Origin of the sequence: Sphaerisporangium sp. TRM90804 (assembly GCF_029846175.1) — a bacterium.
GTDB lineage: Bacteria > Actinomycetota > Actinomycetes > Streptosporangiales > Streptosporangiaceae > Sphaerisporangium.
In genome coordinates this window covers 157370-170429 of record NZ_JARWAC010000009.1, presented here as the reverse complement: position 1 = coordinate 170429, position 13060 = coordinate 157370, and the positions used below count along the sequence as shown (strand labels likewise).

At 70.0% G+C, this 13060-nt stretch carries 13 protein-coding genes; 8 read left to right on the top strand and 5 right to left on the bottom strand.

Going from position 1 to position 13060, the window contains the following annotated elements; all coding sequences use genetic code 11:
* Positions 1–101: 101 nt before the first annotated feature.
* The 4 genes from PYR91_RS11490 (at position 102) to PYR91_RS11475 (ending at position 3202) form a co-directional block, all read left to right on the top strand.
* On the top strand, positions 102–1640 hold the full coding sequence (locus PYR91_RS11490; RefSeq protein WP_279779571.1) for a histidine kinase: 1539 nt from the start codon (positions 102–104) through the stop codon (positions 1638–1640).
* A complete protein-coding gene (locus tag PYR91_RS11485) occupies positions 1637–2323 on the top strand; it encodes a response regulator transcription factor (protein ID WP_279779570.1) in 687 nt (228 codons plus the stop codon). The genes PYR91_RS11490 and PYR91_RS11485 overlap by 4 nt, the downstream gene beginning before the upstream one ends.
* 268 nt (positions 2324–2591) lie before the next feature.
* Positions 2592–3011, top strand: coding sequence for a hypothetical protein (locus PYR91_RS11480; RefSeq protein WP_279779569.1), 420 nt, complete (start codon positions 2592–2594; stop codon positions 3009–3011).
* Positions 3008–3202 carry a helix-turn-helix transcriptional regulator gene (locus PYR91_RS11475; RefSeq protein WP_279779568.1) on the top strand — a complete coding sequence of 65 codons (195 nt, stop codon included), beginning with the start codon at positions 3008–3010 and terminating at the stop codon, positions 3200–3202. Before PYR91_RS11480 ends, PYR91_RS11475 begins: the two co-directional genes overlap by 4 nt.
* A gap of 237 nt (positions 3203–3439) precedes the next feature.
* Here PYR91_RS11475 and PYR91_RS11470 read toward each other — a convergent pair whose 3' ends face one another.
* Entirely contained in the window at positions 3440–4075 is a 636-nt protein-coding gene (locus PYR91_RS11470) for a TetR/AcrR family transcriptional regulator (RefSeq protein WP_279779567.1), read from the bottom strand.
* 188 nt (positions 4076–4263) lie between these two features.
* Here PYR91_RS11470 and PYR91_RS11465 point away from each other — a divergent pair, with 188 nt between their 5' ends.
* The 3 genes from PYR91_RS11465 to PYR91_RS11455 all read left to right on the top strand — a co-directional run bounded on the left by PYR91_RS11465 (position 4264) and on the right by PYR91_RS11455 (position 7356).
* On the top strand, positions 4264–5106 hold the full coding sequence (locus tag PYR91_RS11465; protein ID WP_279779566.1) for an isocitrate lyase/phosphoenolpyruvate mutase family protein: 843 nt from the start codon (positions 4264–4266) through the stop codon (positions 5104–5106).
* Between the two features lie 84 nt (positions 5107–5190).
* Entirely contained in the window at positions 5191–5748 is a 558-nt protein-coding gene (locus PYR91_RS11460) for a mismatch-specific DNA-glycosylase (RefSeq protein WP_279779565.1), read from the top strand.
* Positions 5749–6093: 345 nt separating this feature from the next.
* Positions 6094–7356, top strand: coding sequence for a hypothetical protein (locus PYR91_RS11455; protein WP_279779564.1), 1263 nt, complete (start codon positions 6094–6096; stop codon positions 7354–7356).
* 445 nt (positions 7357–7801) lie between these two features.
* Here PYR91_RS11455 and PYR91_RS11450 read toward each other — a convergent pair whose 3' ends face one another.
* The 4 genes from PYR91_RS11450 to PYR91_RS11435 form a co-directional block, all read right to left on the bottom strand.
* Positions 7802–8260: a hypothetical protein gene (locus PYR91_RS11450; RefSeq protein ID WP_279779562.1), complete on the bottom strand. Its 459-nt coding sequence runs from the start codon at positions 8258–8260 to the stop codon at positions 7802–7804.
* A 727-nt stretch (positions 8261–8987) separates the two neighbouring features.
* Positions 8988–9809 carry an alpha/beta hydrolase gene (locus tag PYR91_RS11445; RefSeq protein WP_279779560.1) on the bottom strand — a complete coding sequence of 274 codons (822 nt, stop codon included), beginning with the start codon at positions 9807–9809 and terminating at the stop codon, positions 8988–8990.
* 19 nt (positions 9810–9828) lie between these two features.
* A complete protein-coding gene (locus PYR91_RS11440) occupies positions 9829–10398 on the bottom strand; it encodes a DJ-1/PfpI family protein (protein WP_279779559.1) in 570 nt (189 codons plus the stop codon).
* A gap of 92 nt (positions 10399–10490) precedes the next feature.
* Positions 10491–11234, bottom strand: coding sequence for a GntR family transcriptional regulator (locus PYR91_RS11435; protein ID WP_279779558.1), 744 nt, complete (start codon positions 11232–11234; stop codon positions 10491–10493).
* A 440-nt stretch (positions 11235–11674) separates the two neighbouring features.
* Between PYR91_RS11435 and PYR91_RS11430 the strand changes: the two genes are divergently transcribed.
* Entirely contained in the window at positions 11675–13051 is a 1377-nt protein-coding gene (locus PYR91_RS11430; protein ID WP_279779557.1) for an extracellular solute-binding protein, read from the top strand.
* The last annotated feature ends 9 nt before the right edge of the window (positions 13052–13060 follow it).

Genomic DNA, 13060 nt, shown 5'->3' with positions numbered 1-13060 from the left:
CGAGGTGTCACCGGGTCATCCCTGCGGTGTACTCCCGCGGACCATGCGCGCCGTCACAGCGGCCGATGCGGCAGGGACGGGCATGGCGTGACAATGTGCCGGTGAAGATCGGTCAACGGCCGGCGTGGTGGCGGCGCGTACTCGACCTGGGCAGCCGGCTGGGCGAGGACCACCCGGACCGGCGCGGCGACCGGGACACGCCGGAGCCGAGTGACGACGTGACCCCGAGGACGTCTCGCGGAGCACTCGTCGCCGACGTGGTGGCCGCGCTCGTCCTGACGGTCGTCGCGGTGACCGTCTCGGCGAGATATCCGGTGATCGGCCCCATCGCGGACCAGCCCGAGGTGATCGAGTACCTGCGGCTTCGCCCCGCCCCCTCGCCGCCCGCTCCGGACCTGCCCGATCTCCCCTCCATGCCGGATCACCCGGATATGCCAGATATGCCCGACCTCCCAGATTCCCCGGACATGCCGGATACGCCGGATCTCTCGTCGACGCCGGATCCCCCGGCCGGCCCGCCATCTCCCGGCGTTCCGTCCAGCACCCCGTCCGCACCCGCCGACGACCCGTCCGGCGACGCGCCAGTCCAGCCTCAGTCCGAGGATCCGCCCGTGTTCCTCGTGGCGCTGACGGCGTTGCCGCTGGCGGCGCGGCGCCGCTACCCGCTCATCACCTTCTGGGTGGTGCTGGGCGCGGCGTTGGCCACCCACGCGGGCGCCACCTGGATCACCGTGCTGACCTGCGCCGTCGCCGCGTACGGCGTCGCCGCCTACAGCCGCAACCGATTCCTGGCGATGGGCGGCCTCGTGCTCGCGGCCGGACTCGCCGGCGGCGCGTTCCGGGACGTCGCGCCCGGGCTGCCGAACTGGATGGGGCCGTTCGTCGTCCTGCTGAGCGTCGGCGTCTTCGGGAGCTTCGTCCGTTTCTGGCGGCGACAGCTCGGAGCCAGCCGGCATCGGCTCGCCGAGCTGCAGCAGGCGCAGGCGGACGCCATGCGCAGGGCCGTCGCGGAGGAGCGCTCCCGGATCGCGGCCGAGCTGCACGATGTGGTGACCCACAATGTCAGCGTGATGGTGATCCAGGCCGGCGCGGCCCGCAAGGTCATGGACGTGGAGCCGGACCAGTCGAAGCAGGCTCTGCTCGCGATCGAGTCCGGCGGCCGGGCCGCCATGGCCGAACTGCGCCATGTCATGGGCCTGCTCGCCGGTCCGGGCGGCGAGCGCCTCGACGGGCCATCCGACGGGCTCGAACCCCAACCCGGGCTCGACCAGCTCGAAGCCCTGGTGGAACGGGTCCGCGCCGCCGGCGTGCCGGTGAGCGTGGAGGTGTCGCCGCCCGGGCCGCTGCCTCCCGGGATCGACCTCGCCGTCTACCGCGTCGTGCAGGAGGCCCTCACCAACACGATCAAGCACGCGGCCGGGGCCGCCGCGTCCGTGACGATCGGTCATGACGGCGACCGGCTGGAGATCGAGGTCGTCGACACCGGCGGAGCGCGGAGCACCGGACAGCGGGCCGGCGACGGCAGGGGACTGATCGGGTTGCGCGAGCGGCTCGCCGTCTACGGCGGGACCCTGGAGGCCGGACGGACGGCCGAGGGCGGCTTCCGGATCAGGGCCGGCGTCCCGTGGAGGTCCGCATGACCGAGCGGTTGCGCGCCGTCATCGCCGACGACCAGGCGCTGGTACGCACGGGCTTTCGCATGATCCTCGCCGCCGACGGCATCGAGGTGGCGGCCGAGGCCGCCGACGGGGGCGAAGCCGTCGACGCGGTGCGCCGTACCAGGCCCGACGTCGTGCTCATGGACATCCGGATGCCGCGGATGGACGGCCTCGAAGCCACCCGGAGGATCCTCGCGGGCGGCGCCGAGGAGACCCGCGTACTGATCCTGACCACCTACGACCTCGACCACTACGTCTACGCCGCGCTCGCCGCGGGCGCGAGCGGGTTCCTGCTCAAGGACGTCACCCCCGAACACCTGGTGGCCGCGGTACGCCTGGTGCGCTCCGGCGACGCCCTGCTCGCCCCAACCATCACCCGCCGCCTGGTCGAACGCTTCGCCCGCCGCGACGACGCCAAGCCCGCCCTCCACCGCGACCTGTCCCAGCTCACGCCCCGGGAACTGGACGTGCTGCGCCTGCTCGCCACCGGACTGAGCAACGCCGAACTCGCCGACCGGCTGACCCTCAGCGTCGCCACGGTGAAGACCCACGTCGCGCGCATCCTGTCCAAGCTCGGCCTGCGCGACCGAGTCCAGGCCGTGGTGGTCGCCTACGAGACCGGCCTGATCTCGCCCGGCGGCACCGCAGGCGAGCGGCGGTCGTGATCTGCTTCGGCCGTCCGTCCGACTCGGCGGTCTCGACCGCCGGCTCACCAGGGTCGGCGGCGGGTTCCGGCCGGCCCTGAGGGCGACGCGTTCTGCGTCCTCGGCCGGGCCCGACGCCGGACCCCGCCTGCTCCGCCGGTGAACCCACAGCGGTGCCGCGCCCCCGGGACCTGCGTCGATCCGGCCGGTGTCAAGTGTGCTTGACATGGCGAGGCGCGCACCCTAGTGTGTCAAGTGTACTTGACTTCTCCCCCAGAAAGGGAAGCCCATGCAGGCACACGACGTGACCGGGGCCTATCGGGAATCGATCAGGACCACCGTCCTACTCGCCCTCTGGACCCTCGCCTGGGTGGCGACCCTCGCGTTGGCCAGGTTCGGTCCCGGCCACCTGTGGGATTCGCGGCAAACGGTGGCGAGCTGGGTCGCGGTCGCCGCCAATCTTGTCGTTGGCATCGGATGGATCGTCGCCTTCGCGCGCTTTCTCCGTGGACAGGATGAGTTGGAACGGAAGATCATTCAGGACGCGCTGGCGGTCGCCCTCGGAGCGGGATGGGTCGCCGGATTCGCCTACGTCGTCGGGGACGCCGCCGGCCTCGTCGCCTACGACGTCGACATAGCGGTCCTCCCCGTGTTCATGGGGGTCATCTACATGTTCGCCGTCCTCGTCGGCAAGATCCGATACCGATGAAGAACCGCATCAGGGACCTCCGGGCCGAACGCGCCTGGACGCAGGCCGACCTGGCTCAGCGCGTCGGCGTGTCCAGGCAGACGATCAACGCGATCGAGACGGACAAGTTCGACCCGAGCCTCCCGGTCGCCTTCCGTCTCGCCAAGCTGTTCGACCTGACGATCGAGGAACTCTTCCTCGACGACCAGTGAGGCGCCCAGCTCGTCAGATGCGGGGCGGTGCGTCCGCGCTCGGAGAGGGCGACACCCGGGCTGTCGCCGTGCCGGTCGCAGCTCACCGCTGCCCGCCAGGCGTGCGATGAGCGGCGTGAGCTGATCTTGGGAAAGTGTCGCTGTGGAGCTCAACGCGGAGGAGGGGCTGCGACATCCGATCGGCTCCCAGGATCGGGCAGGCGCGGTGTCGCGACCCGCCGGTTTCTCAACCCCGGATCACGCAGGGGGCGACGCCTGCTTCGCCTCGAAGGACTGCACGTGATCGATGGCAGCGCTCAAGGCGTCACGCAGCGGGGTGACGTCGCGTTCGATCTGAGCGAGCAGCATGCCGCCCTGCATGGCGGCCAGCAGCAGGTTCGCCAGCTCCGCGGGGTCGGCGTCGCCGCGGAGCCGGCCACGGTCGCGCATGCGAGCGAGACCGGCACGCAGGACGTCCTTCCAGCGGTCGAAGTCGTGGGCGATCCGGTCGCGGACGTCGAGATCGGCCTTGACGATCTCGGCCGCGAGTGACCCCAGCGTGCAGCCCTCCTGACACACACGCTCATGGGAGACGTAGAACGCGGCCCACTCTCGCAGGGCGTCGATGGTGTCGAACCCCGCGAAGCTCGACCCGGTGTGCAGGGTGAGGATTCTCTCCGCCTGCCACTCGATCACCGCGAGCACGAGGCTTTCCTTGTCCGGAAAGTAATGGGCGAGCTGGGATCCACTCACGCCCGACGCCTTACGCAGCAGATCGTTGCTCGTGCCGTGCACGCCATGGGTGTAGATCAGCTCGGCCGCGTGCTCGACGATGCGCGCCCTGGCCGCGAGTCCCTTGGCCGTGAACTTCGCATCGGCCCTTTCAGCGCCCATGGCACAGAGCCTACCCCGTTTTGGGTTTGACAGCCCAATCCGTGTCCGATTAACTGGGCTGTGTAGCCCAGAGTGCGGAAAGTTCGCACTCCTGACCCGCGTGAATGCTGAGCGAGACTGACCGGCGGATCGTCGGGCGGAAACGAAGACGGTCGGCACGACACCGTCCATGTCGAGAGGACACACCCATGTCTGGCAACATCTCGCGCGAGCGCTACGAGGCCTTCGCCGCCCTGCACGAGCAGAACGAGGTCTTCGTCATGCCGAACGCCTTCGACGGGCTGTCGGCCGCGGTGTTCGCCGAGGCGGGCTTCAAGGCAGTCGCCACCTCTTCGGCCGCTTTCGCCGCCACCCTCGGACGTCTCGACGGCCGCCACGCGATCAGCCGCGACGAGCACATCGAGCACGCGCGACTGCTCGGCCGGACGAGCGGGCTGCCCGTCAACGGCGACTTCGAGGACGGCTACGGCGACACTCCCGACGACGTCGCCGCGACCGTCAAGGCCGCCATCACCGCGGGCCTGTCCGGCATCGGCATCGAGGACACCTCCGCCGACCCCGGCCATCCCATCCGCGACTTCGACGAGGCCGTGGAGCGCGTCCGCCACGCCGCCAGGGCGGCTCGGGGACAGATCGTGCTGACCGGTCGCACCGACAACTTCATCCAGGGCCGGCCCGACCTCGACGACACCATCCGCCGCCTGACCGCCTTCGCCGAGGCCGGCGCCGATGTGCTCTTCGCTCCCTACCTGCCCGACCTGGAAGCCGTCGCCGCCGTCGTCAGGGCGGTCGCGCCCAAGCCCGTCAACGTGCTCATGGGATGGTCGTCCGGCGACTTCACCATCGGCGACGTCCAGCAGGCCGGCGCCCGCCGCATCAGTCTGGGCGTCGCTCCCTACCTGCACAGCCTGAGCGCCCTGCGCGCGGCCGCCGCCAAGCTCGCCGGAGGCGAGCTCGCCGCCCTTCCCACCACGATGGGCCTGGAGCTGCTCCGCGAGGACTTCCCCGAAGAAGGGCCACGCTCGCGGTGACGGCCCACGCCGACGCGGTGAGCCGGAACCGCCGCGACAGGCGACGCTGTTCTGATCACGCGGAGCCGGGGGTCTGCTGAGAACATGAGTGACCAAGAGATGGCGGACGTCCCCGCCGAAGGGCTGGCGGACGTCCTCGCCGAGAAGCTGACCGTCGTCTTCGTCGGCATCAATCCCGCGCCGCTCTCCGTCGCGGCCGGTCACAGCTTCGCGACCCCTGGCAACCGGTTCTGGCCGGCCCTGCACGCCTCCGGCTTCACCCCGGTCGTCCTGCGTCCACAGCGGGAACGAGACCTGCTGGACCTGGGACTGGGCATCACCAGCATCGTGCGCCGGCCCACCTCCCGGGCCGCCCAGCTCACGCCGCGCGAACTGGCCGACGGGGGACGCGACCTGACGCGGCGCCTGCGCACCCTCTCTCCCCGATGGGCGGCCTTTCTCGGCGTCAGCGGATACCGCGCCGCGTTCGGCGCGCCTCAGGCGCGCCTCGGAGCCCAGGCCGGCACGATCGGCGGAGCCCGGGTATGGATACTGCCCAACCCCAGCGGCCGCAACGCTCACTTCCCGCCCGCCGCCCTGGCGGCGGAGTTCACCCGGCTGCGCCAGGCGACAGGACTGCCCGACCGATCCGCGCCCTCCTGACAGCGCCGGGGCCCACCGGGAAGGGGATCGGGAACGTCCGCCTGGGCGCGCGGATCGGTGAGCGGCTCACTTGCGCCGCTCGGACGGCTCCGGTCACTCGCCGGTCCAGCCGATCGCCTGGTACGAGGTTGAGCGGCCGGATCTCCACCTGCCGTCCATTCGCGAGCCTGTCCACGATCGTCCACACCTCGGCGAGAGGCAGGCCGGGGCGGGGATGGACCACCCGCGCCGAGATAACTTGCGGGAAGTCTCCTTCCCGGTAGTTACCGATGATCCGCCACGCACAACGGATCACTTTTTCTGATTTTCAATTTCTGGAAATTAGAAAATGCTACGCTGCGGGGCGTGGCTGACGAGGTGCCGAGGACGGCGGGGGCGATGGGGGCTCGGGCGGAAAGCGGGGTGGCGGCCGGGCCGGGTGACGGGGGCGGGAGTGGCGCGGGCGAGGCGGAGGGGTCGCGGGCCGGCGTCAGCGTGTGCAAGCACTGTGGGGCGGTGATCGAGCGGCGCGGGGGGCGGGGCAGGCCCAAGGAGTACTGCGCGCAGGGGGACTGTCAGGCCGCCGCGAAGAAGGACCGCGAGCTGCGGCGGGCCACGCCCGGGCTGGAAGGGGCGCTGGCCCGGGCCGAGGAGCTGTACGAGCGCATGGAGAAGGGGCTGGCCGCGGCCATCGAGCCGCTGGCGCACGTGCTGGCCGAGGAGCTCAGCCCGGCCGGGGTCGAGGCCAAGCTCAGCGCGGTGCAGGCCGAGGCGCACACCCGGGTGGCCATCGCGCGCATCGAAAGGGAGCAGGCGTTCGAGCAGGTGCGGCTCGCGCGGGAGGCCGCCGAGCACGCCCGCGGGGAGCGGGAGGACATGCGCCGGCAGATGCGCGAGGCGCTCGCCGAACGCGACACCGCGCTGTCGGACGCCGAGACCGCGCGCGAGCAGGCGCTGGCCGCGCTGCGGGAGGCGGCGGCCACCGAACGCCGTTCCAAGCAGGTCGCCGACGAGGCCGGCCGGCGCGCCACCCGCGCCGAGACGGCCCGCGACCAGGCGGTGCGGCAGATGAACGAGCGGGTGGAGGCCGCCGCGTCCGAGACGCGGGAGGCGCGGGCCGAGGCCGCGTCGGCCGAACGGATCGCCGAGCAGGCGTCCCGGGAGCGCGACACCGCGCGCACCGAGGCCGAGCTGGCGCGCCGCGCCCGCGTGGAGGCCGAGCAGGCCGCGGCCGGGGCCATCGCCCGTGCCCAGGCGGCCGAGGCCGAACGCGGCCGGGCGCACGCCCGGGCCGAGGCCGCCGAGCAGGCGCGCGCCGAAGCGGTGGGCGAGGCGGCACGCGCCTCGGCCGAGGCCGCGCAGTCCCTGGCCCGGGCGGCGACGGCCGAACGCGACGCGGCCACCCGCGTGCACGCCGCCGAGCGGAAGGCCTCGGCGGAGACCGCCGAGTCCCGTGAACGCGAGCGCGCGGCGACCGCCGACCGCGACCGCCTGGCCGCCCTGCTGGAGGTGGAGCGCGCCAGGGTCGCCGACCTGCGAGCCCAGAACGAGACCCTGCGCACCGAATCGGCCCACCTGCGCGAACGCGCCGTCACCGCGGAACTCAACGCCACCGGCCGCGACCGGTAGCACGAACCCCGATTGTCGCGGAACTAAAGCATCGCGGTCCGCTCGATCGGCTCGGGCACCCGCTCCCGGAACTCCGAAAGCACGGAGTCGCCGAACCTCGGATCCGCCGGCTCCGACTTGAGGCAGTCATTCCGGCCGACCGGCACCGCACCGCCGGCGCCGCCTGTCGATCGGTCAGGTTCTCCGCGACCTGCAACATGCCGAACAGCGCCACCACCACCGGAGACAAGCCACGCCGCGCATCCGCGGAAGACCAGCCGACGAAGTCCTGCTCGCCGAACGCTCCCGCGAGCCGGCCCAGGATCCACATCGCCGCAGTTCCGCCCAAGCCGTACGGATCGTCCCCGCCGGGATCACCTGGTCGACATCCCCACCCAACGGTACCCGTCCCATACAGGGGCTACAGAGCGGTGCGGAGAGGTCACCTTCCTCACCGTGCTATGCCTCAGGTTCCGCGTTCCCGCTTGCCTTCTACCGCGCGGCCGTGTCCAGGCGACGGTGCGGGGGTTCCCCCCAGGCTTTGAAATTCGGATCGTTCTGCAAGAAACGCAGGACCATAGAGTTGAAAAGCGAGGAGAACGCTGAACCATGGCGCGCCGGGACCCGTGAGGCGGAGCGGGTCCGTGCCGTTGAAGACCAGGGTGAAGGTGAAGTTCTGGGGGGCCGGCCACAGCTCCACGACGGCTTGGTGTGTCCAAGTGACCCACCGGTCCGAAGCGAATGCCATGACTCGGTGGTTTGTCAGCATGGTGCGGTTGTTTCCCTGGAACCGCCATTGCTGAGCGCCCAGGGCCTCGGCTTGGCGTCGTCGGCGAGCATTCCCGGCCGCGCTTGCCAGCAGGCCGGCCGCGAACAGCATCGGCCCACCGAAGGCGATCGTCGAGTGCGTATATGCGACGTCCATGCCGTACCACACCTCATGGTGCAGATGGGTATCTCCATGCAGGATCTCGCCAGGCAGAAGCCGTATGGTCTGTGGCGGTAGCTGAGGCATCGGGTATCCGGCCAGCAAAGACTGCCGCAGGCGAGACGCGCTGTGCCAACCGTGCGCCAGCTCCTCCTCGGTCCACCAATTCATGATCAATAACCGCCAAAGACGCGTAGGGACATTCGCCATCCTCCTTGGAGAACGAGCCCGTGGCTATCGGTGGGCGATTACAGATCTCCCATACGTGAGGCCTATAAGCCAATATATAGCTCCTTGCTCGACAGGGGGTCCCTAAGTAGATATGTCCATTTAATGGCATTGCTCACCTTGTGGTACGCCTCGCCAATGCGCCGAATCCAGTGCTGATCAGCATCGAAACGGAACTCTCCTGGGCCTGCGGTAACCGGAGCTGGGCGCGGCCGGTTCCCGCAGGTGGGGAAGGGCGGCGCAGGTCGGCGCGGCGGGGCCGGAGAAGTGGACCTCGACCAGGGCCCGCTGCTCGGCCTCGCCGGTTTTCCTCCACGGCACCGACGTGGCTACGTCCGGCGTTGTTCAGGAGGAAGTCGATGCGACCATGTCGAGCGATGACCTCGGCCACCGCCTCGTCATGGTTCGAGTCTCGGGGAGGGCGCCGGCTTCTGCGCGGATCACGCCTGCTTCATGCTGATCTGCTTGAACGCGGGCTGCGGACCCGTCGCGGCGATCAGTGACCTCGTTCCCGGCCGAGGAAGCACGACAGGAGTCGGCTGAAGTCGTGCGGGTGCTCGAGCGCCGGCACGTGCCCGCATCGGCCGAGCACGTGCAGACGGACATCGGCCAGGTGGTCGAGCAGGGGCAGGGCCGCCGTCGCGAGCGGGGTGACTCGGTCCTCGGCGCCGTGGACGAGCAGCACGGGCGCGCGGATCCCCGCCAGCGTCTGCGCCGAGAGGGTGAGCTCGTCGGCCCAGCGTGCCCTTGGTGGCGGGAACAACGACGCGAACGCGGCAGCCCCCGCTCGCATCGCGGCCGCACGGGCGGCGACGGCCGACTCGGTCACGAGCGCCTGGTCGAGGACGAGGCGACTCAACATGTCTCGTGCCCCGAGCGGGCCGGCGGGGGCGGCCCAGATCGCGTCGAGCTCGGCGGACAGCGACGCCCCGGGGGCGCCCATCGTCGACACCGCCACGACACGGGTGACCTGCCGGGGGCGCGCGGCCGCCAACGCCAGCGCCACGGCACCGCCCATGGAGTGGCCCACCACGGCGTAGTACTCGGCACCGAGAGCATCCATCAGGCCCGCGGCCTGCTCCGTCCACAGCCGGAGCCCGCCCCTGGAGCCCGCGGGTATCGGTGTGCGGCCGAATCCCGCCTGGTCGGGAGCCACCAGGTGCCAGGACGTGCCCAGCGCCTGTGCCGTCGCCCCCCAGGCGCCGGATCCGGTCGTACCGGGTCCGGAGCCGTGCAGCATCAGCACCGCGGGACCGGTGCCGCTCTCCAGGACGTGGACGGGGGAGCCGTCGACGGTGACGGTCCGAAGTGCCGTCACCGAGACGGGTCAGGCGTGCTCATGCCGATGCGGAGTTGGTGGACTTCGAGAAGACCTCCATCATCGCCCTGCCGAACTGCGGCATGTCGGGCCACCCCCGGCAGGAGACGAGGTTGCCGTCCACGACGTCGGGAGCGTCGATGACCGTCGCGCCCGCGTTCTCCATGTCACCGGTGATGGGGGGGAAGCACGCCGTCTTCCGACCCTTCAGCAGCCCGTACACAGCCGGCACCTGCGCGCCGTGGCACACCAGCGCGATCGGGAGGTCGCGCGCGAAGAAGTGCTCGGTGATGCGCCTGACGTCGGCGTCGACCCGGATCCACTCGGGGGCACGTCCCCCGGGGATGATGAGGGCGTCATAGCGCTCGACGTCGACCTCGGCCCAGGGCACGTCGACCGGCAGCTTTCGGCCGTTCTTCTCCACGTAGGCGTCGGAGTTGGGGTCGAACTCGTGGATGACCAGCTGAACGTCACGCATCGTCCGTGACGAGACGTCGACGTCCCAGCCGCCCTCCTGCACGCGATAGTAGGGATACATGGTGTCGAGCTCCTCGGCGGCGTCGCCGGTCAGGAGCAGCGCTCTGGGCACCTACTTCTCCTCGCATCGGGAGCGGGTGAAGTGGATCCGATCCAATCGGATCCGATCCGATTGAGTTAGCATTCCCCGGCCCAGCCCGCCCGTCAAGCCTTCACCGCCATTCCGTCCGCGCCCTCGGCCTCGTCGAACAATCGCCGGAACCGCTCACCGGACAGCAGGATGTGCCGGCGCATGGCGTAGGCGGCGGCCTCGGGGTCGCGCGCGGCGATCGCGGCCAGGACTTCTTCGTGCTCGGCCATGGCCAGGTGAGTGACCTGGGTGTCGTGGAGAAGCCGGAACAGGTGCACGTGCGTGTGCAGGCGAGCGAGCGCTTCGCGGATGACCTGGTTCCCCGCGCTCAGGGCGACGAGATCGTGGAAAGCGGCGTCGCGTAGCCCGAAGGCGCCATAGGCCATGGGCCCGTCGCCCCCCTCCAGCTCCGCCATCTCCTCCAGCATTCGTCGCATACCGGCCACCTGCTTCGAGGACGCGCGTTCGGCGGATCTGCGCGCCGCCGCCGGTTCGAGGAGCAGGCGGATCTCAAGCATGTCCTCGAATCGGTGACGAGTGATCTGGGGGGGGATGCGATAGCCGGCATGGGGCACACGCACGACCAGGCCCTCGGCCTCCATGCGGTTCAGAGCGTCTCGGATCGGCGTCTGCGAGACCCCCAGCTCTCGCGCCAGGACGTCGATCGTGACGCGGGAGCCAGGCTCGATCCGTAGCGACATCAGCTGTCCGAGCAGCGTGTCGTACACCTCGTCGGCAAGCCGGCCGCGAGATCTTCCCGGCGGCGTTCCGCCCGTCATGGCCCCACGGCGCCGCGCGATCATCGCTTCGTCGTCCATCGTGACGTGAGGTCCTTTCCTGCGTCTTCGGGAGCCTGTTGAGATCGATCGCAACGCTGCGGGATGTTGACGCCCCCACTCGGATCGTATAGGAAAGGTGGCGGATGCCAGCCATCCTGCACCCATCGCGGAACCGCCCGCCATCGCTCCGCTTCGATCAGTTGGAGCTCCCGTGAGCATGCTCGACGTCCTACTCGATTCGCCACCGGGCCGCACAAGGACCGAAGGACTTCTCGACTGCTTGAAGCCCCATCACGTCGCGGCGTACTCGTGACGCCGGTCTGCGGGTCAGCCCCTGCGACAGCCGGCAACACGCCTGAACAACCCAGCAACTGCTCGGCGAAGCACGCAGCAAGGCTCCAGAGGTCCCCACCCAGAAAGCAGGCACGAAGATGCGGTATCCGAAGCGAGTAGGGCGACTGTCCGTTCCCCGGCGAACGGTGCGGCTGGCGACGGCGGCCATGTTGGTGGCCACGACCATGGCGGCCTGCGGCCAGGACGACGGCGAGAAGGCGAGCGCCCCCAAGGCGCCGGCGACCATCCCGGAGCTCACCAAGGACCCGCTGACCCTCAGCTTCATCTGGTTCGACTGGCCCCCCGCCCACGCGCTGGAGACCTTCGCGAACGCGGAGTACGCCAAGGAGCGGTCGAACGTGACCATCAAGGTCAACACCGTGCCGAACGCGAACTGGCACGACGCGATATTCACCCAGTTCGCAGCGCGCAAGACCGACTTCGACATCCCGATCCTGGACTCGCAACACATCGGCGAGGCCGTGACGAACGGCAACATCCTCGACATCACCGACTTCGTCAAGAAGAACATCGACGTCAAGGCCTACAACCCGTACCTCCTGGCGGCCTATGGCCAGTTCCCCCAGGCGGAGACCGGCAAGCGCGACGAGAACGCCAGCCTGTACGGACTGCCGCTGCTCGGCGACACCTGGACGATGATCTACCGCAAGGACCTGATCGGCGACGAGCCGCCGCAGACCTGGGACGAGATGATCTCGGTCGCCGAGAAGTGCCAGGCGGACAACCCCGGCGTCAGCGGGCTGGCTTTCCACCAGGCCAACGGCTCCGACGCCGCGGCCGTGACCTACAACACGGTCAACGGCGTCTACGGTGGCAACCTCTGGGACCCCAAGACGCGCAAGATCGACGGCGTCCTCAACGACGCAGCGGGCCAGGAGGCGATGGACGTCCTGGTCAACAAGATGAAGCCGCTGACCGCCACGGGCTCCGGCAACTGGTTCATCGACGAGGTGAACGCGGCGGTCGCCCAGGGCAAGGCATGCATCGCGTTCAACTGGATCGCCGCGAGCGGCGGCCTGCTCGACCCGAAGCAGTCGACGCTCGGCACCACGCGGGAGCAGATTCTCGACAAGCTGGGTTTCGCCACCCTGCCGAGCCAGAAGACGAACCTGGTGCCTCTCGGCGGCATGGGGATGCACGTGTCGGCCTACTCCTCCGAGCCGAACCAGGCGGAGGCCCTGAACTTCATGAAGTGGTTCGAGCGGGCTGACATCCAGAAGAAGTGGGCCGCGGCTGGTGGCGTGCCCTCGCGTACGGACGCCCTGGAGTCGCCCGAGTTCCTCAATGCCGGGCCGTTCAACCAGGTGTACACCGACTCGGTGCCGCGGATGCGGGACATGTGGAATGTGCCCGAGTACGCGCGCCTCGTCGACATCGAGAACACCAACGTGAACGCGGCTCTCAACGGCGCGAAGAAGCCGAAGGACGCGCTCGACGACATCGCCAAGGAGCAGCAGGGCGTGCTCGACTCCAGCGGCCGAAAGGGCGGCGGCGGGCTGTGAGTGACCCCG

What these genes read in the sequence shown, in the direction of transcription:
- PYR91_RS11450 (WP_279779562.1), bottom strand. Translation starts at nt 8,260, where the DNA reads ATGGACGTCGCATATACGCACTCGACGATCGCCTTCGGTGGGCCGATG.
- PYR91_RS11480 (WP_279779569.1), top strand. Translation starts at nt 2,592, where the DNA reads ATGCAGGCACACGACGTGACCGGGGCCTATCGGGAATCGATCAGGACC.
- PYR91_RS11485 (WP_279779570.1), top strand. Translation starts at nt 1,637, where the DNA reads ATGACCGAGCGGTTGCGCGCCGTCATCGCCGACGACCAGGCGCTGGTA.
- PYR91_RS11465 (WP_279779566.1), top strand. Translation starts at nt 4,264, where the DNA reads ATGTCTGGCAACATCTCGCGCGAGCGCTACGAGGCCTTCGCCGCCCTG.
- PYR91_RS11470 (WP_279779567.1), bottom strand. Translation starts at nt 4,075, where the DNA reads ATGGGCGCTGAAAGGGCCGATGCGAAGTTCACGGCCAAGGGACTCGCG.
- PYR91_RS11475 (WP_279779568.1), top strand. Translation starts at nt 3,008, where the DNA reads ATGAAGAACCGCATCAGGGACCTCCGGGCCGAACGCGCCTGGACGCAG.
- PYR91_RS11435 (WP_279779558.1), bottom strand. Translation starts at nt 11,234, where the DNA reads ATGGACGACGAAGCGATGATCGCGCGGCGCCGTGGGGCCATGACGGGC.
- PYR91_RS11460 (WP_279779565.1), top strand. Translation starts at nt 5,191, where the DNA reads ATGAGTGACCAAGAGATGGCGGACGTCCCCGCCGAAGGGCTGGCGGAC.